The 18,620-nt window shown below is 49.2% G+C and carries 17 protein-coding genes; 12 read left to right on the top strand and 5 right to left on the bottom strand.

The window, feature by feature from the left end:
* Positions 1-141 precede the first annotated feature (141 nt).
* From B212_RS0125790 to B212_RS0125780, 3 genes are all read left to right on the top strand, one after another.
* Positions 142-1,170: an AI-2E family transporter gene (locus tag B212_RS0125790; RefSeq protein WP_019914134.1), complete on the top strand. Its 1,029-nt coding sequence runs from the start codon at positions 142-144 to the stop codon at positions 1,168-1,170.
* 129 nt (positions 1,171-1,299) lie between these two features.
* Entirely contained in the window at positions 1,300-2,322 is a 1,023-nt protein-coding gene (locus tag B212_RS0125785) for a S66 family peptidase (protein WP_019914133.1), read from the top strand.
* 17 nt (positions 2,323-2,339) lie between these two features.
* Positions 2,340-3,125: a hypothetical protein gene (locus B212_RS0125780; protein ID WP_156830214.1), complete on the top strand. Its 786-nt coding sequence runs from the start codon at positions 2,340-2,342 to the stop codon at positions 3,123-3,125.
* Between the two features lie 94 nt (positions 3,126-3,219).
* Here B212_RS0125780 and B212_RS0125775 read toward each other — a convergent pair whose 3' ends face one another.
* A complete protein-coding gene (locus B212_RS0125775; RefSeq protein ID WP_019914131.1) occupies positions 3,220-3,609 on the bottom strand; it encodes a hypothetical protein in 390 nt (129 codons plus the stop codon).
* A 295-nt stretch (positions 3,610-3,904) separates the two neighbouring features.
* On the opposite strand from B212_RS0125775, the gene B212_RS0125770 reads away from it, so the two are divergent.
* The 3 genes from B212_RS0125770 to B212_RS0125760 all read left to right on the top strand — a co-directional run bounded on the left by B212_RS0125770 (position 3,905) and on the right by B212_RS0125760 (position 7,280).
* Entirely contained in the window at positions 3,905-4,600 is a 696-nt protein-coding gene (locus B212_RS0125770) for a response regulator transcription factor (RefSeq protein ID WP_028531045.1), read from the top strand.
* On the top strand, positions 4,597-6,063 hold the full coding sequence (locus B212_RS0125765; protein WP_019914129.1) for a sensor histidine kinase: 1,467 nt from the start codon (positions 4,597-4,599) through the stop codon (positions 6,061-6,063). The genes B212_RS0125770 and B212_RS0125765 overlap by 4 nt, the downstream gene beginning before the upstream one ends.
* Before the next feature lie 95 nt (positions 6,064-6,158).
* Positions 6,159-7,280, top strand: coding sequence for a PD40 domain-containing protein (locus tag B212_RS0125760; protein WP_019914128.1), 1,122 nt, complete (start codon positions 6,159-6,161; stop codon positions 7,278-7,280).
* A 109-nt stretch (positions 7,281-7,389) separates the two neighbouring features.
* Here the strand turns inward: B212_RS0125760 and B212_RS32445 are convergent, their stop codons facing one another.
* Positions 7,390-8,394 carry an ABC transporter substrate-binding protein gene (locus B212_RS32445; protein WP_019914127.1) on the bottom strand — a complete coding sequence of 335 codons (1,005 nt, stop codon included), beginning with the start codon at positions 8,392-8,394 and terminating at the stop codon, positions 7,390-7,392.
* A 162-nt stretch (positions 8,395-8,556) separates the two neighbouring features.
* Entirely contained in the window at positions 8,557-10,203 is a 1,647-nt protein-coding gene (locus tag B212_RS32440) for a helix-turn-helix domain-containing protein (protein ID WP_198015891.1), read from the bottom strand.
* Positions 10,204-10,572: 369 nt separating this feature from the next.
* Here B212_RS32440 and B212_RS0125745 point away from each other — a divergent pair, with 369 nt between their 5' ends.
* Positions 10,573-10,896 carry a DUF2834 domain-containing protein gene (locus B212_RS0125745; protein ID WP_019914124.1) on the top strand — a complete coding sequence of 108 codons (324 nt, stop codon included), beginning with the start codon at positions 10,573-10,575 and terminating at the stop codon, positions 10,894-10,896.
* Between the two features lie 417 nt (positions 10,897-11,313).
* Positions 11,314-11,760: a FlxA-like family protein gene (locus B212_RS0125740; protein ID WP_019914123.1), complete on the top strand. Its 447-nt coding sequence runs from the start codon at positions 11,314-11,316 to the stop codon at positions 11,758-11,760.
* Between the two features lie 84 nt (positions 11,761-11,844).
* On the opposite strand, the gene B212_RS0125735 is transcribed toward B212_RS0125740, so the two are convergent.
* Positions 11,845-13,197 (bottom strand): MATE family efflux transporter, encoded by a 1,353-nt coding sequence (locus B212_RS0125735; RefSeq protein WP_019914122.1) that lies wholly within the window; start codon positions 13,195-13,197, stop codon positions 11,845-11,847.
* A 146-nt stretch (positions 13,198-13,343) separates the two neighbouring features.
* Here B212_RS0125735 and B212_RS0125730 point away from each other — a divergent pair, with 146 nt between their 5' ends.
* Together B212_RS0125730 and B212_RS0125725 are read left to right on the top strand one after the other, a co-directional pair.
* The gene (locus tag B212_RS0125730; protein WP_019914121.1) at positions 13,344-14,024 is read left to right on the top strand and encodes a TetR/AcrR family transcriptional regulator; all 681 of its coding nucleotides are present in this window, start codon (positions 13,344-13,346) and stop codon (positions 14,022-14,024) included.
* 286 nt (positions 14,025-14,310) lie between these two features.
* The gene (locus tag B212_RS0125725; protein ID WP_019914120.1) at positions 14,311-15,570 is read left to right on the top strand and encodes an acyltransferase family protein; all 1,260 of its coding nucleotides are present in this window, start codon (positions 14,311-14,313) and stop codon (positions 15,568-15,570) included.
* A gap of 200 nt (positions 15,571-15,770) precedes the next feature.
* Here B212_RS0125725 and B212_RS0125720 read toward each other — a convergent pair whose 3' ends face one another.
* Positions 15,771-16,385, bottom strand: coding sequence for a TetR/AcrR family transcriptional regulator (locus B212_RS0125720; protein WP_019914119.1), 615 nt, complete (start codon positions 16,383-16,385; stop codon positions 15,771-15,773).
* Between the two features lie 157 nt (positions 16,386-16,542).
* On the opposite strand from B212_RS0125720, the gene B212_RS0125715 reads away from it, so the two are divergent.
* Positions 16,543-17,118 (top strand): cysteine hydrolase family protein, encoded by a 576-nt coding sequence (locus tag B212_RS0125715; RefSeq protein WP_019914118.1) that lies wholly within the window; start codon positions 16,543-16,545, stop codon positions 17,116-17,118.
* Between the two features lie 122 nt (positions 17,119-17,240).
* Complete coding sequence (locus B212_RS0125710) at positions 17,241-18,515, top strand: serine hydrolase domain-containing protein (RefSeq protein WP_019914117.1); 1,275 nt, start codon at positions 17,241-17,243, stop codon at positions 18,513-18,515.
* Positions 18,516-18,620: the final 105 nt, after the last annotated feature.

Genomic DNA, 18,620 nt, shown 5'->3' with positions numbered 1-18,620 from the left:
CGCCCGGCATTTCGACAATTAATTTGTTTTTTCGCGTTTTAAGCGGGGCTTCATTTGCTATAAGTGTTTTCGTTACTGTAGACTATACAATATATATACAAAAGTCCTAATCGTAAGCGAATGGAGAGGAACAGAAGAACAATGGATGTAATTAAACGTTATTATGCGAATTTAACAGTCCGGCGCTTTTTGATTCTGGGGCTGATTGCACTGCTGCTGTACAGTATTAGAGATATGCTGAATCTGGTGCTGCTCACGTTTCTGATGGCTTATGTGATGAACAGCTTTCAGGTGCTGCTGTCCAAGCAGATCGGCAAATTTGTCAAGGTGAACAGCAAGGTGATTATCATCCTTTTATATGTCGCTCTAATCACCATGATTGTGATGGCGCTCGTCAAATACCTGCCCAGGGTATTTATTCAAATTAAGCAATTAGCCGATTTCCTGACGAATTTAACCCCCGATGATATCCCGCAAAACCAGATCGCGCAGTATATATTCGAAAAACTCAAGGATTTGAACTATCAGTCCTATATGACCCATGGTATTGAATATGTGCTGAGGATCAGCGACTGGGGTACAACCTTCGTATTATCAACCATTCTAAGCTTTGTCTTCATTCTGGAGAAGAACCGTATTGTCAACTTTACCTCCCGCCTGAGAGAGAGCAAGATTGCCTGGTTTTATGTGGAACTGGAGTATTTCGGCAAAAAATTCATCGCCTCCTTCGGCAAAGTCATTGAAGCACAGATTTTGATCGCAATGTTCAATACTTTGTTTACAGTGTGCGGCTTGTGGATACTCGGCATGTTCTTTTCGCCCTTCCCTTACCTTTTCGCGTTGTCCATCATGATTTTCCTGCTCAGTCTAATTCCGGTTGTGGGTTTTGTGATCTCACTTATTCCCCTGTGCATCATAGGGTACAATATTGGCGGGCTGACGATGATCATTTACGTACTGGCGCTGATTGCCGTGCTGCATGTGATGGAAGGGTACTTCCTCAATCCGAAGCTGATGTCCTCCAAAATGAATCTGCCGATGTTCTACACCTTTATCGTGCTGCTGTTCTCTGAACATTATATTGGCATATGGGGACTTATTCTCGGCATCCCGATCTTTGTCTTTTTCCTCGATATTTTGGAGATTAGACGGGATAAAGCGGGATCGTAGTCCGGTGCTGCCACATCCAACATTTGGTATACAATAAAAGTGACATTCCTGCTGAACGCAGCCTGAATGGCACTTTTTTATTTTTAAAAACAAATGGAGCAGCCGTTTATACTTGAGGAGGCAATTACAATGATCAGATATCCGTCGTTACGGTCAGGAGCAACAATAGGGACAACAGCCCCTTCATCCGGGGTAAAAGCAAACCATCATGCTCATCTGAAGCTTGCAGTCAGCCGTTTGGAGTCGAAAGGCTTCCGCGTAGTATGCGGCGACACCGTGTGGACCCAGGCCAAGGCCAAATCATCACCGGCCCAAGTGCGTGCTGCCGAATTGGGTCAGATGATGGCAGACGAGAGTATTCAGCTCATTCTCCCGCCTTGGGGCGGAGAGCTGCTGATCGAGATTCTGGAAGCTGTTGATTTTGATGTGATGCCTTGCAAGTGGGTGTTGGGGTATTCAGATGTTAGTATGCTTTTGCTGGCGATCACTCTGAGAACGGGCATCGCGACTGCACATGGAACCAACCTGATTGATCTCAGAGGGGAATTCATGGATGATACTACAGCCATGTGGCAGGAGGTGCTGTCAACTCAGACAGGGGAATCCATTCTCCAGCACTCTTCTGCAAGCTATCAAAAGGAATGGAATTTCGACGAACCCTCGACCTGTGTGTTTCACCTGACGGAGCAGACCCGTTGGCGTTCTGTTTCCGGTGAGGATGTGCACATGCAGGGCCGTCTGCTTGGCGGATGCGTTGATGTCATCAGACATTTGATCGGTACGCCGTTTGGTGATCTCCGGTATTTTCAGCAGCATTTTATTGATAGCGAGCCGATTCTGTGGTTTTTCGAAAACTGTGAGCTGTCTGTAACCGACCTGCGCAGATCGCTGGTGCAGATGAAGCTTGCGGGATGGTTCGAGCATTCAGCGGGTCTGATGTTCGGCAGAAGCGCCGCCAACCGGCCGGTTGAGGATTATAAGGTGGAAGACGTCTACCGGGACCTGGCGGAGGAATTGCAGTTGCCGGTAATGTATGATATTGATTGCGGGCATGTTCCGCCGCAGCTAACCTTCATTAACGGGGCATTTGCTCAGGTTGAGCTGAGCGCCGATCAGGGCCGCGGCTCAGTGAAGCAGATTTTCGAGCCGTGATAAGGGCGGAAAGCAGCTTGAGGTTTCAAAACAAGGGCAAAAGTACCGTTGTTGGTGGTGCCGCAGGCCGCTGGGCATGGAACAACGGCAAAAATGCCGTTGTTGGTGGTGCCGCAGGCCGCTGGGCATGGAACAACGGCAAAAATGCCGTTGTTGGTGGTGCCGCAGGCTGCTGGGCATGGAACAACGGTAAAAATGCCGTAGTTGGTGGCGTCGCGGGCCACTGGGCATGGAACAACGGCAGAATTGCCGTTGTTGGTGGTGCCGCAGGCCGCTGGGCGTGGAACAACGGCAAAAATGCCGTTGTTGGTGGTGCCGCAGGCCGCTGGGCATGGAACAACGGCAAAAATGCCGTTGTTGGTGGTGCCGCAGGCTGCTGGGCATGGAACAACGGCAAAAATGCCGTTGTTGGTGGCGTCGCGGGCCGCCGGGCATGGAACAACGGCAAAAATGCCGTTGTTGGTGGCGTCGCGGGCCGCCGGGCATGGAACAACGGCAAAAATGCCTTTGTTGGTGGCATCGCGGGCCGCCGGGCATGGAACAACGGCAAAAATGCCGTTGTTGGTGGTGCCGCAGGCTGCTGGGCATGGAACAACGGCAAAAATGCCGTTGTTGGTGGCGCCGCGGGCCGCTGGGCATGGAACAACGGCAAAAATGCCGTTGTTGGTGGTGCCGCAGGCCGCTGGGCATGGAACAACGGCAAAAATGCCGTTGTTGGTGGTGCCGCAGTCCGCTGGGCGTGGAACAACGGCAGAATTGCCGTTGTTAATCCCGCCGTGAGCCGCAGCTCCACCCCAAAATAAACAGGCCATCTCAAGCAGATTTCCTGCGGTTGAGATGGCCTGTTCGCAGACCGTTAACACGGCCTGCGGCTGGTTGAGTACTATGTACTCTCTGTTAGCCAAAAGAAGTCAAGACGCTCTGCGCCACGATCTCCCGCAATTCGGCCTTCTGAGCGGTATATTGCTGCCGGGTGATGCTGCCGCTGGCGAGCCTTGCATCGAGCTGCTGTGTAAGCTGGGTGACCTGCAAATTGATGACGCTGTCAATATTTCCGCCATGCTCGGCTGCGATATCCTTCAAGGATTTGCCGTCATAGAGCGATTCGTACAGTTCTTCATCGGAGGACTGGTTCAATGCTTCCAATAGGTCATCCTTTTCGGCTACACTGGTAGCAGACCATTTAGCGACAGGACTTGCACTTGCCAGGGGCTTGCCCCAGGCGGTTCCTCCGAAGGAGATGGCTACAATCATCGACCCCACAATCATTACTCGTTTTATATTCATAAGTTATCCTCTTTTCATGTGTTGTTATATCGGTGCAGAGTCGTTGGTTACGTTAGCCAGGTTCTTCAACTACTATCATTGTACCCGGCGAAGCTGAGATTAAGCTTAACTCTTCTTTAAGATAACCTAAAGAATGGGCCTCTCCCGGATACTACGTTTGGATGGCGGTTTGGGTGCAGTTCTTTTTTCGCGTATGGGAACCTTTCGGGTTCAAGCCCGTCTGGAAGTATACCAGAAGAGTAATTGCAGAAATCAGAGGAGAAAATAAATGCAACCGAAAGAGGTGAACCGCAGGGTGGCCAAAAAAGTACTGGTAGTGGATGATGAGCCGGGCATTGTAAGTGCGATTGCCTACGCGCTGCGGCGTGAAGGCTATGAGGTGGATACCGCCGGTGACGGCGAAGAGGCGCTCGGCAAGGCGGCTGTGTTCCGTCCGAACGTGATGGTGCTTGATGTGATGATGCCGAAGCTGAGCGGATACGATGTATGCCGCAAGCTGGAGGACCGGGATGATATCGGAATCATTCTCTTAACCGTCAAAAATGATATCGTCGATAAAATCGTCGGTCTGGAGCTGGGCGCGGACGATTATATGACGAAGCCGTTCGAAATCCGTGAGCTGCTGGCCAGAGTGAAGGCGCTGCTGCGCAGGCTGGAGAAGAATACCGCCGAGGTCAAAAGCGAGGTCATCGAGTACGGTGCTTTACAGGTCCATGCGGACCGGCGCTCAGTCCTGCTGGGCAGGGAGTCGCTGGAGCTGACGCCGAAGGAATTCGATCTGCTGCTCCTGCTGCTCTCCCATCCGCAGCGTGTCTATATGCGCGAAGAGCTGCTGGAGCAGGTCTGGGAGATGGATTACGCTGGCGGCACACGCACGGTGGACATCCATATCCAGCGGCTGCGCAAAAAGCTGGGCGAGCCGTACCAGAATATTCTCCAGACCGTCTATGGCGTCGGCTATAAGGCTGTCCCGGCAGGGAGCTTCGCATGAGAATCAGCATCAAGCTGAAGTTCAGCCTGTTCCTGGCCGTGCTGCTTATTCTGGCGATAAGCATCCTGAGTTTTTTCGTGCTGCGCGGAGTAACGCTGAATCAGCAGGCGCAGATGGAGAGCGCGCTGGCCCAGCATGCCAAAACGGTGAATCTGCGGGTCAAGCAGACCTACTATACCGGTGCGCGGCTGGAGCCGCAGGCATTCATGCAGCAGCGGGGCAAGGCGCTGGCCGTCGAGCTGGCCGGATTCACCGGCCTTGCGGTTACGCTATATGATGCGCAGGGCCAGCAGGTCGGCAGCTCCCGGCAAGGGGAAGCGGCTCCAGCGGAACCAAAGCCTGCAAATGCGCTGACCTATGCGCTGCAGAACAAAATCGCCTACCAGAGCGCAGGCGATACCCTGCTCTATCTGGCACCTTTGCAGGGGCCGGACAGCCAGATGGGGGCTATGCAACTGGAGTATTCGCTGGCAAGCCCGCAGAGCTTCCAGCGGACCCTGCTGAACCTGTTCCTGACCACAGGGGGCGCGGTGCTGCTGCTCAGCTTCATCGGAGGTTACCTTTATTTCAACCGGGCTGCGGTGGCCATCGGGCGATTGAAGAAGTCTGCAGAGTCTATACAACGGGCGGACTATATCACCGCACCGCCGGTGAAGCGCAAGGATGAGCTGGGCGAGCTGGCCGAGGGCATTTATTTTATGAGCCGGGAAATTGAGAGCAGCATTGCCGCGAAGGATGCGGAGCAGCATAAGCTGCAGCTCGCCGTCCAGAAGCTGCAGGCGCTGGAGCAGCAGCAGAAGCAGTACATCGGCAACATCAGCCATGAGTTCAAGACGCCGCTGACCTCGATCAAGGCATACGTGGATCTGCTGAACATGTACGAGGATGATCCCAAGCTGCTGCATGACGCCAAGCTCAACATCGCCAAAGAAACGCAGCGGCTGTACGAAATGGTAGAGAAGGTGCTGCAACTGACGGCGCTGGAGAAGTATGATTTCGAGTCCCAGGCCGAACGTCTGGAGGTAGCGGAGGAACTGCGCGATATCTGCGGGCGCATGAACGGCAAGGCGGAGCGGTATGGCCTGAAGATTACGCTGGATGTCCAGCCGGCCCTTATTTGGATCGACCGGGAGAGCTTCATGCATATCTTCATCAATCTCCTCGACAACGCGATCAAATACAATGTTCCGCAAGGGAAGATTCTCCTTCACAGCGAGGTCAGGGACAACCGGGTCTGGATTACGGTGAAGGATTCCGGGATCGGCGTTCCGGATGAGTCCAGGGACAAAATCTTTGAGCCCTTTTACACAGTCAACCGCGACCGGTCCAGACAGTCCGGGGGGACGGGGCTTGGCCTCTCCCTCGTTCGCAATCTGGTGGAGAAGCAGAACGGGACCATTACTTTGCGGGAGACAGGCGAAGAGGGAGCAGCGTTTGAGCTGTCTTTTCCAGCGGTGGATTAAGGGCTGGAGTTTTACAACTTGGAAACATTCGGTGATGTTTTGGAAATATGCCTTCAGTATGCTTGGAGCAACACAACCTCTAGGGGGATACATTCATGAACATTACAATGAGCGGCAGAGCGGGCAAGGTGGCGCTGATTCTCATGGGCACAGCAATGCTGCTTGGGGTCACAGCCTGCAGTACAGGAAATACGGAGACACGGCAGGTCGTAGAAAAAGGCGGACAAAAAATCACCGTCCTCGACAACACCAGCGAATCGGTCTATACCAAGCTGAAGCTTGCGGGCATCGACAAGGTGGAGGGGGTGCGCGGGCTGGATTTTGCCAGTGAGGATACGATTGTGGTGGACAAAGAAAACCGCAGCCTTCCCCCGCAGACAATCGAAGGCCAGGAACGGTATCCGCATAATCTCTATCTCCGCACGCTCTCCTCGGGGAATGATACGCCGCTTCAGGAGGGAGACAAAAATTATGGCGCGGCGCAGTTTTCCCCCGACAAGAAGCAGCTTTTTTACAGAGAACTCTATGACGCTACGGGGATTGGCTATCTCATGAACCTGGCTGCCGGGACTTCGGTGAAAGTAAGCGATGCGGAATTCAGAAATGAGGAAGGGATATGGACGGATAATGAGCATGTTATTTTCCCGGATATGGAAGGAAACATCATTTCAGCGGGTATAAACGGCAGTCAGGATACGATGCTTAAGACTGGAATACCTTATGTGCATGAGGTCAGCCGGTCCGGCAGCAGGTTGCTCTATGTGACTGGGGAAGACAGCCAGCTTACCGCCTATGATACCGATACGAAGCAGTCCAAGGCTCTGCGCAAAAATGTCATATGGGCCGTTCCCTCACCCGATGGAAGCAGACTGGCGATTGTGGAGCGGAAGGGGCCGGGAGAAATGGTGCTGCTGCTCTGCGACAGCGAAGGCAACGAGCAATCCCGCGTGGCATCGGGCCAGCAGATTTATGGCACAAGCTGGTCGCCGGACGGCAGCAAGCTGGCCTATGTGACGACTGCCGCAAGCGCCGCCGATAACCAGGACGGTCTGTTCATTACAGAGGTGGAGACAGGGGAACAGACGCCCGTGCTGAACGATATTGAGGTTGCTGACCAACTGCGCTGGAGCCCTTCCGGCAAAAAACTGCTGGCTTCCATCTCGGTTCTGAAGGACAATGCGTACCAGTTCATAACGTATATAGTCAGGCTGTCTTAATGTGCATAGAAGCTATAAGCAGGCGTCTTTTTTTCCAGAAAGGTCAAATGGCTGCTGCGGATTCAGAGTAGACACTGGAAGAACAAAACTCTACGTTATCTGATAGAATCTACTTTGACCCTTCTGGAATAAGGCTGCTGACGATATAATCAATCAACTTGGGGTATCCAATCGGACCTTCTCCACCAACAAAGTCGCGTGTATCTAATGTAAATACTTTACCCTCCTTAACAGCCTTCAGACCATTCCATATGTTGGATTTTTTTAATTCCTTGGTTGTTTCATCGCCATTAAAGTTAGCTGCCTGCCGATTCTCAACAAAGATATAATCGGGATTCATTTCTGGTAAAAGTTCCATGGATATAACCGTAAACCATGCCTCTTCCTTCGCCAATTGCTCAGGGATTTTCAAGCCAAGCTGATGATAAAACAACTGACTGCTTCCCATCTTGGCACGTTGTCCCAACACCCGGTAATTCTTCTGATCTGCCCGCAGCACCAATACCGTATGATCTCCAATCGCTTTATCTAGCGCTAGTTTAGCCTTTTCTACTGTACTATCAAACTCCGCCTTGACCCTCTTATACTCGGCTTGTTTACCAAATAATTCAGCGAGTACAGGCATCGCTTCATCCATTGAAGGACCTGAACTAATCGCAACAGTCGGCGCAATTTGTGATAAATGCTCATACACATCTTGCTCCATACCGAAACCCATGGCAACAATCATATCAGGAGCAAGAGATAGCAGCAGTTCATAATTTTGTTCATATTGCGGATAGTCAATCAATTGTACGCCGTTCTCCTTGAAATACTCCGAGCGATATTCTGGCTCCACACTCGGCACACCAGCTACCATTGCAGGTTTGATCCCCATCGAAATCAAATATTCTGCATAACGGGTACCAATGACTAGCAACTTCTTAGGCTCCTGCGGAATTGTTACTTCTCCAAATTGATCTTTATACGTGCGTGTTTGAGGCGTCTGAGTCTCCTTCACTTTTGTATCTGACAATGATTGTTTTGATGCATTATTTACTGAACAGGCTGTCAATACAACCATAAGTGCTAGTGCTGTAAACCAACCTATCCAGTGTAGTGATTTTGTAGACATGCTTCAATCTCCCCTTTATAGTTAACGATCATTTATCATAAGACAAAGTGTGACAGCCAGGGCTTGAAGAAAATGTCACAGCTAAATCAACTCTATCTATGAGAATGATTATCACTGATAAATCGTAACAAATTATTGTTAGGGTCTCTATAGGGGATAGTGCTATATTATCTGGATATTTGTGCTGTCCTCATTCGTTAGTGCTGCTACAATCTGTTCCATGACGAGAGGGTAACCAAAGGGTCCGCAGCCAATCCATAAGCTCGTATCAATTGTATACACACGGTTGTTCTTAACTGCGGCAAGCCGATTCCAGCTCGGATGCTTCATAAGCACTTCTTTCATTAAGCGCGTATCACTCCCCTCCATCACTCGGTCTTCTAAAAATATAAAATTCGGATCAATTGCAGGCAATGTCTCTATATCTAACGGATTAAACCAATACTGCCCCCGGTTTAACGGCGTAGGAATCGTTAATCCTAATTCCCGGTAAATCATACGTGAAAGTCCAAGTGAATGTGCACCAAGGTATCGGTAACTATCCTCTTCAATGCGTAAAACCATAACTGTACGACGCTCTTGAATGATCGTCTTTAATCGTTCACGTGCCTGAGCATCTATTTTCTTCAAATAGCGATACAAGTTTTCTGCTTCTTCTTCTTTTCTAAATACTGCCGCTAATTGGGCAATAGCTGGAATCAAGTCTCGTGATAATCCTGATATGAAGGGTGATATAGACATCAGGGCGCTCCTGGCTTCTCCCTGAAGTGTGTGACCTACAATAAGCTGAGGCTTTACCTCAGCAATCGCCTCCAGATCAAGAGCATATTGCGAGGTTGGAATCATGTTCACATTATGTTTTTCTAATATTAAGCGCTGATGTGGCGGCAATAACATTGGAACGGTCACAACTGAATTGGGGACAACTCCTAACGCTAATAAAATTTCAGCGTACAATGGAGACAACGCACACAATTGCCGCTCAGCAGCAACTTGGACATAGTGTTTCGGTGAGATTCCCTCCATCTGCTTAAATCTGCGACTAAAGTATGCTGCATCTTCGAAACCTACCTGTTTGGCGATATCGTGCATATGACCATCATTTTGAATCAGCCGTTCCTTTGCACGATAAATTCGGTAACGATTCAAATATTCGAGCGGGGCCTTGTCCGTCAATGCTCTAAACTTACGCGAATAATGCCAAGGACTAAGTCCCGCTACCTTCGCCAGTTCGTTCCGTGTAATCGGCTTATAATAATACTGCTCTAAATATTTTATTGATTGCAGTATCGCCTGTTCTGTCGTCTGCGGAGCCCGTTCCACAGGTTGATACAATATATCGAGCAGCGTATATAGCACCTGATGGCAACGCACCTCTTTCTCAACAGCCTCATCAGCAAGCATACTTAACGCTTGTAATTGATCTCTGATTTGACGCCCATCCATTGTCCCGGTGAGAAACTCCCGGTGGTTTGGCAGATGCCAGATGGATTGAAATATTTCCGCACTTTTTTCGTTATTGACCTTTAATTCAAATTGACGAAATTCAATGACCCACCCTTCCAGTCCAAACGTCCCCATACGATCCGGTTCAATCCATGTCCCAGCAGGTAGTCCAACCACTATACCCGAGCGCAATATTACCTCCTGATCATTCAATTGCCATACTGCTTGTCCACCCGTAATATAGAACAACGAATTTTCTACAAGTCCAACACGATCAATAGCGTAATCCATATAATCATTTAGCTTTTGACATGTGTGCCAACGAAAGACAACTTGCGCTTCAGCAGCTTTTTCTGTATACAAAAACATCACCCCATACCTTCAAGATCATCGCCCCATGAGCGTGTTTGGCACGAGATTGACTCTTTTCTTTGCCCCTTACGAGACGGACTCGCAGGCATAAGGAATGCCACCATTTGCCTTCACCTCGTTATGTATATTAAAACGCATAACGCTGAATGGAAAAAGTGTAATTTAGCATTATAGTTACGCGGCATTCGATCAATTTGTATTGGAGTTTCGTTATATTTTAACGGGAGTCCAGGTTGTTGACAGCGCTAGCCGTATTCGTTATTGTGTTTGAGAATGATTATGTTAGATCATTTTGACCGGCTGGATTATCGAGGCAGCGAGCCGGTAACTGCCCAAAGTAAGTATAATGGAGGGTTATAAATGAAGTACTTTTACGGAGTATTATCTTTTTTGGGACTCGTCTTGCCCTATTCGCAGTTCATCCCTTGGGTCGTGCGCAACGGCCTCGATTTGTCTCTCCTATTGGAAGCCATAACCAGTAACCGTATCGGAGCTTTTGCATGGATGGATGTTTTAGTTACCGCAATCGTGCTTGTGGGGTTCATTCTGTTAGAAGGCACAAGAAAGAGAATGAAATATTTATGGCTGCCGGTTGCAGGTACGCTACTGGTAGGTCCTTCACTGGGTTTTCCCTTGTTTTTGTTTCTTCGGCAATTACATATGGAGAAAAGCATTCTAAAATAACATCAAAGCTGGGAACGGAAGCATGGTTAAAGTAATCAGTTAAAAATATTCGGCATTTCTTTTAACAGCATGATGTCATCGACGCAGCAATGAATGTATCTCGGATGCAGGGGCATAGATCGTAAACTTCAAAACGTTCTCCATACACATGGGCCTGATGTTGAAGTCGAAGTACCAGCGGTACCGGGCAAAGGGCTTCCTGCAAATGATTTGAAGTGTTGTCCCCTAGAATCTGTTTCAGTATGAGGACTTGCCGTTACAGACAGCGCGGTGAACCCGTATCACAAGTACTGGTAAAGCGGAGAATCGGTGGGCCTTTTGGTATGGTCGAAAAAGCTTCTGGCTGAGACTATACGACGATTATTGCGGAAATACGGCCTGGAATGTTGTCATGGCGGGGACTGCCGGGTAATAGAGATGATTAGAACTTTCGAATTGGCTGAATTCGGCTTGGAAGCCAAGGAAACGGAGGGACAAATCATGGCGGCACAGACAGTATCAGGCATCAGTCCGGTACAAGCCATTACAGCTTACGGCGACACACAGAGCGACGTCAGTTCCATGGAGAAGCAGCGAAACCGGCTGATGATGGAGCTGGACAAGGTGAACGAGGCGCAGGGCAGCGAGATGCAGACTCCTTATCGCCGGGAGCATCTGCAGCGGCAAATCCGGCTGCTGGAGGCCCAACTGGCGCAGAAAAGCGGGAGCAGCAGCACCCCGGTCAATTTCGTACCGGCTTCTCCGCTTCAGGACCATCTCCCGCTCTGGCGGACTGAAGGAAAGGGAGGACTTAAGGACATCGGTCTAACCGATCCCCGGACGGCGACGGTGAACCCGGAGGGCCGGTTCGACGCGTTGATTTAGACCAGAGAGCAAAGGTGCGGAAAAACCGGTGTATTACCGGGTTTTCCGCACCTTCTTGTTTTTAGAGGCGGCGGTGTATGAATTCTACTGTACTAAACTATCCAATTCCGGCTTCAATTTGTTCCGCAGAACATACAGCATGACGGCACCGACAAGAAAGGCGACGGCATCCGCAATGACAAGCGACCAGACCACCCCGTGGAAGCCGTTCATTTGATTGGCGATATAAAGCACAGGAATCAGCGTAATGCCTTGAATAATTGACATCATAAACGCGGCCGTTCCCTGCGCTGTGGCTTGAAAGATCCCCGTGAACAATGTGGTCATCCCTGTAATGAACAAGGATAAGAACGTTACGTGCAGAATGTAGCTGCCCATTTCAATTAAGTGCGGGTCATTTGTAAAAAGACCAATTAAATGGCCGGAAATCAAATAGACGACGATGCCGAATACGGCTGCCAACACCACGATTGCTTTAATTGTAAAGCCAATGGTATTCTTCATACGCAATTTATCCGCTGTAAAAGAGAAGGCAATGAGCGGCACAACTCCCTCGCATAAACCCATCAGAATAAACTCAGGAAACTGCAACAAACGTGATGAAATTCCGTAAGCAGCTACGGCCGAATCCCCATATTCGATAAGGAAATGGTTAAAGATGAGCGACATTGCGCCCAAAAAGATGCTCATAATAAAGACGGGAACTCCGATTTTGAATACATTGCCCATAATGTCCCTGGTAGCCTTGAACCATTTTAGGGAGACCGTTAAGAATTGGCTCTTATCCCCCATATGGAAGGCGTAGTATACACTCGCAACCAGGTTGGAAATGACCGTAGCCGACGCAACGCCGATCACGTCCCATTGGAACACGAAGATGACGAGCGCATCGAGAATGATATTTACAACAACACTGAGGATCATACCGATCATAGACGTGATGGCTGCACCTTCTGAGCGCACGATATTCTCCAGCGTGAAGAATAATACGACGAACGGTGAACCGATAAGCATAACCGTGACATAGTCTTTTGTGAATCCGAAGGAGTCAGGCGTTGCCCCCAGGCTGTGTACGATTTGTTCGATCAATGGGAGACCCACGGCCATCAGGATAAGTCCGAGCACTACACTGCTGTAAAAAGCGAATGAGGACACATGCTTTACGTCATCATATCTCTTCTCTCCCAGCAAACGGGAGATGAATGTGCCGCTGCCGATGCCAATCAAGTTGCCCAGCGCCATAATGATTGCGAATAACGGCAAGGTTAGTGCGAGTGCGGTTAGCATGGCCGTATTGTGGAGTGTGCCCAGGAAGTAGGCGTTCAAAATGGAATATATGACGTTCATTGATGTACCTAACATCATCGGTACAGCGAAGTGAGCAACGGCTTTTGCTACCGGTGCTTTTTCAAAGTAATAGAGGTTTTCTGCATCCATGTTGGATCACTGCTTTCTTTGTTTTTTATAAGCCGTTTCCACTCATCTAACATCGTTAGATTGAACCTTACAGTGTTAGATGATATCATGAACCTAAGAACCTGTAAAGAATAAACTTACACTGTTAGATAAAAGGGCGGATAACGATGAAAAAGCAGCAGCCTCAGATCTCGGAGGAACGGATTTTGGAAGCCTCTTGGGAGCTTCTTGGAGAGGAGGACATTGAGAAATTCAGCATGAGACGCTTGGCCGACAGGCTAGGGATTCAGGCTCCCTCTCTGTACTGGTACTTCAAGAGCAAACAGAATCTTTATCAGCGTCTGGCTAACCACGTATCGAAAATGATTGTGGAGGAATTCCATTCCAAGGGGGACTGGAAGGAGCAGTTGACGGAGCTTGCTGTAACGATTCGGAGCGTGCTCAGCCGGTATCCCTGCTCCACGCAGCTTATGATGATGACGCTGCCTCACGAACCGGATATTATCCGGTTCACCAACCTTATGCTGCTCTGCGTGGAATCGACGCCTCTGGAGCAAGCGGAGAAAATGCAAGTGGTTACTACGCTTGTGAACTATGTTTTCTACTTCGTTCTGGACGATTATCAGCATGAGCGCAATGTGTCCGCGATCCTTAAGGACCAGGGAGCGGCACCGGGTGAGGAGATGATTCGTCTTCTGGACTCCATGAGCGAGAAGGATGCAGGACTGTTCCGGAGGATGTTCACGAACGGGCTGTTCGAGCTGATGGGGACCGACGGGGCATTTGAGTTCGGCTTGAAGCTGATTCTGCTCGGGATTGAGCAAGTGATCAAGGAGCAGGAGAAGTAGAAGACAGCGCGGTGAACAGTATGATAAGCAGCGGCAAGTGACCGGGCACAATCCATGCCTGATGGATGAACGATCATTTCATGAACGTTGAAGGATTTTTCTGTGATTTGTTGAAAGATATCAGTACCTGAAATCAATGTACAGCGCCATTGCGAATGGGAGTAGTGTACATACGGCTGCGGTGTTCCAGGCATCAGTTCCCCTGTTCTGTTCGACGGCCCTTTCGTTGTCTATGCGGATAATGATCCGTTCGGGAAATCATTTGGGAAAAGAGGGAATTGAACTGATGTCCAAGATTCGGTTAGGCAGTACCCGATTCACAGGAGCAGATGGCGTCCGTGCTATTGCTTGCCTGTCCGTCATCCTGCATCATCTGTCGCAACGGCTGGCGATGCCCGCACAAAAGCCTTGGCTTCAAGAAATGCAGTCGGTTTTCTTGCTTGGGAACAGCGGGGTGAGCCTGTTTTTCGTGTTAAGCGGTTTTTTGTTGTCGTTTCCCTTTTGGAGCGCTTACTTGGACAATGAGCCGTATCCAAGTATCCGAGCGTATGCAGTGCGTCGCGCTGCGAGAATTATGCCCGGCTTCTATGTTTCATTCCTGGTTTGTCTATTGCTCGTATGGAGGCTGGACATTCCTACGGAGTTCTTGTGGCGGCGAATTCTAGCGGGCTTCACGTTTACAGCGGGCTTCCACTATACAACGTTTTTTCCGTCCGACTTGAATGGGCCGTTCTGGTCGATTAGCTTCGAGGTGTTTTGCTACATGCTTATGCCTTTGTTTATGGCTTTATTGTTTCTGCTCAGCAAGCGGCGTTCGTTCGGCAAAGCGATCATGTTCTGGATCGTTGCGTTTGGATTGGTGCTCGTCGCCAACTCGCTCGTACATCAGTGGTTTACGCCTGGCGAGACGGGCCGGGGGTGGCGATTTGGTCAGATCGGCGGTGCAAAATACTGGATGCCGAATTACAATCCGGTCGGGTTCTTCGGCCACTTCACCATCGGCATCCTGGCGGCGGGTGTAATGACCGCAATCATGCGGTGCGGCACGGCAATCGAGCGGTTGCGCAAGTCCGGGTTGTTCGATGCAATCGGGGCAGTCGCTTTGGGGCTTGCCGGCTTGCTGCTCTGGCGTATGCGCCACCGGGGCGAATTTGACTTCAGCTTCCAGCAGCAACCGTACTACTTCCCCGCTTATGCCATTTTGTTCGGAGTCGTGCTGCTGTCGGCACCGTTCAGCGTGAGATTAGGTCGCTATCTTGATAACCGCTTTTTCCGGTTTACCGCGAAAATTTCGTTCGGCCTGTATATTTGGCACTATTTGTTCATTACGTTAATCGAAAAGTATGGCATACAGGATTATCACCAATCCGGAGTTGAAGACGTGTGGCGATGGCTCGGCATCAGTGTATCCGTCGTCGTAATCTCGTATGCGGCGGCGGTGATCTCTTATTATGTCATAGAGCAGCCGTTCATCAATTGGTCGAAAGGCAAGCCGTTCTTCCGGCGCAAGCGGAGGGATGCACACTCGGTTACGACATTCACATGAAAGTTGTATGTGCCGGAGAAAAGCTGTACACCCTTTGGGTATACAGCTTTTTTGGCGTTATCTATATTAGGAAAAACCTATTACTTTTCCGTCTTTATAACAGATAGCCTCTCAGTTGGGTAAGGTCTTGAGAGAGTGCAACACGATAGTGTTTGTTAGAGGCGGTTGTACCGCCTGCGCTTCCCTTGAGCAGTAAGCGGTTATTTGACATTTACGCGAAGACCGTCGAATAGAATCGACACGGCGCGGTCCGGGAAAGTTTCGCCGTTCCCGGCTGCCTGCAGAATGCCGGTAAGCAGGATTTTGATATCCTCAATGCTGGCATCAGCCCGCACGGAGCCGTTTTGTTGGGCGCGGCCGAGAAGATTGTCAATCCCCCGCCAAAAGTCCCTCGCAACCTCCGAACGTCCGCCGTTTTTATTCAGTCTGCTAATCAGGGCATCGGTGATTGCCTTATTTGCAATCCCCTCACGTATGATTTTTGCAAAATAATAAAAGAACGCCTCACCGGGATCGTCGTGGTGCAGCAATTGATGTGCTTCTTCGATAAGACGTGCCTTGTGGCTGACAATGACGGCTCCGAACAAATCCTCTTTGGTCGGGAAATGCCGGTAAACAGTGCCGACACCTACACCGGCACGCCGGGCAATTTCATCCATCGAGATGGAGGCGCCTTCGGTCGTAAACACCTTATGGGCAACCTGGAGGAGCTTATCTCGATTTCTTACGGCATCTGCACGTAATGCCTTCACAAGAGGCGTCACGACGAATTCAGTAGTGTCACTGTGTTTGGCTGAAATGTTCTTTTTGGACATCTTGGGATAACACCTCTTTGTAAATAGTACATCACCAGTGGTCGATTGACAAACGGAGAATGTTCTCCGTATAATTTTAAACGGAGGATACCCTCCGTTTATGATGATGCTAGTGATTCCAGCGTGTCCACTTCGAAGAAAAGGAGTTAAATAACACATGTATAATTCGCCGAGCAAAAGCGCACTATTGGTCATGGATATGCAGAACAGCGTCGTGTCACGGTTCGTAGACAATGAGCAGGCACTGCTTCCGTTCCAAAAGGCGATTGAAGCCGCACGCAGTCACGCTATTCCCGTTATTTATGTACGGGTCGCATTTCGCGCCGATTATCCTGAGATTAGTTCCAGAAACAAAATGTTCGCGGGAATTGCCGGCCGGGCTGGATCAGCAGCAGCTCCGGAAGCCGCGACGCAAGTTATTGAATTCTTGCAGCCCCGGCCGGACGAACCCATTGTGACCAAGGTTCGGGTGAGCGCGTTCACCGGAAGCGATCTTGAGGTGATCCTTCGGTCCCGCCAGATCGACACGCTCATTCTTAGCGGTATCGCCACAAGCGGGGTCGTTCTTTCGACCTTGCGGGAAGCGGCAGATAAAGACTTTGCCCTTACGGTGCTTTCCGATGCCTGTATTGATGCCGACCCCGAGGTTCATCGCGTCCTGACCGAGAAGGTGTTCCCCCGTCAGGCAGAGGTGGTCACTGTCGATGCGTGGGCAGAATCATTAACTAATTAACGGGAATTAGTCCCTGCAGCAGCCGAAGCTCTGCAGGGGCTTTTTTTATACTCCAAGCCTGCGCTCGCATGATACTATTACAGACAGGACATATTTTACATTTAATAGAGGAGTGAGTTCTGGTGCAAGCACTGCAAATGAAGCTAGCAGCGTATATTAGCAAATATCTGGAGCTGTGGGACTTTTACGGCGTTATTCATGTCATCCGAAAAGGCGAAGTCCTTTTTGAAAACGCATACGGTTATGCAAGTATCGAATTCGGAATACAGAACAGTATAAACTCATGCTTCTCAATCGCTTCCATGTCTAAGCAGTTTACCGCCTTTGCGATTATGCTTCTGCATGAGAAGAACATGCTGGACATCCACAAACCTGCTCAATTGTACCTTCCTGCCGATATGAAGATTGACAAGTCGATTACGGTACATCATTTGTTGTCGCATACGTCTGGTTTGTATAATTTCTATAATTTTGAAAATGATTTTTTTGCCGGATACAACAGAATGGAATATTCGCAAAAGGATTTCTACCAGCAGTACATTAATAAAAAGCCTACAAGGCCGCCGGGTACGGCATTTGATTACAATAACTCAAACTACAATTTGCTCGCATGGATTATTGAGCATGTGTCAGGACAGAAGTACGAAGACTACATTCGAAACAATATATTTCTGCCTTTGAAAATGATGAACAGCGAAGTCGATGATGGCTGTAAACCTATTAAGAACCGATCATTTAATTATGTGAAAAATATGGATGCCAACATCAAAGCTCCGTATCATAACGAGAAATTCAGCATCGGCGCAGGAGCTATTGTCTCAAACTGCGATGATTTGTACAAATGGTATACCTGTTTGCGGGATCGTAAAATCCTGTCGCCACAAACGTACACCAGGTTTTTCAGGGAGAATAGCAATAATTACTGCTATGGACTGGAGCATCATCAAGTTTACGGTACAGACAGATATTCTCATGGCGGAGATCACCTTGGGGTAAGCACGTATATGCAGGATTATTTCGATGAAGATATGTGTATCATCATTCTTTCAAATAATGAGACTATTGATCAGTACAGATTGGGCAATGCTATTTCGGATATGGTGCATCAATTGGACGTGGAGCTTCCGACAAAACATGAAGAGTTCCCATGCAACGAAGAAAAGCTTAAAGAGTATTGCGGAACATACTTACAAGACAAGATCCAAGTAGAACTTATCAATGGAATATTATATTTCACAAGATACTCCGGCAATCTTCATATCGAGATCTATCCGGTAGGCGAAGGGAAATTTGTTCGCAGACATTCTGATCAGATTCATCCGTATAGTATGACTGAGAACGAGGACGGCCAAATGACGTTTTTTGGGTATGCAAAAGATACTTCCGCAAGTAAGTAGTTTGGGTCCGACACCTCCTGCTTCCCGGGGATCTATTCGAAGAAAAATAGCCCTCGGAATGATTCCAAGGGCCATTTTATATGAGCATATAAACAACACAGGGGC

This window comes from Paenibacillus sp. HW567 (genome assembly GCF_000374185.1).
Lineage (GTDB): Bacteria > Bacillota > Bacilli > Paenibacillales > Paenibacillaceae > Paenibacillus_AQ.
Note: the sequence above shows the minus strand (reverse complement) of the source record. Positions and strands in the feature narration are given on the sequence as shown.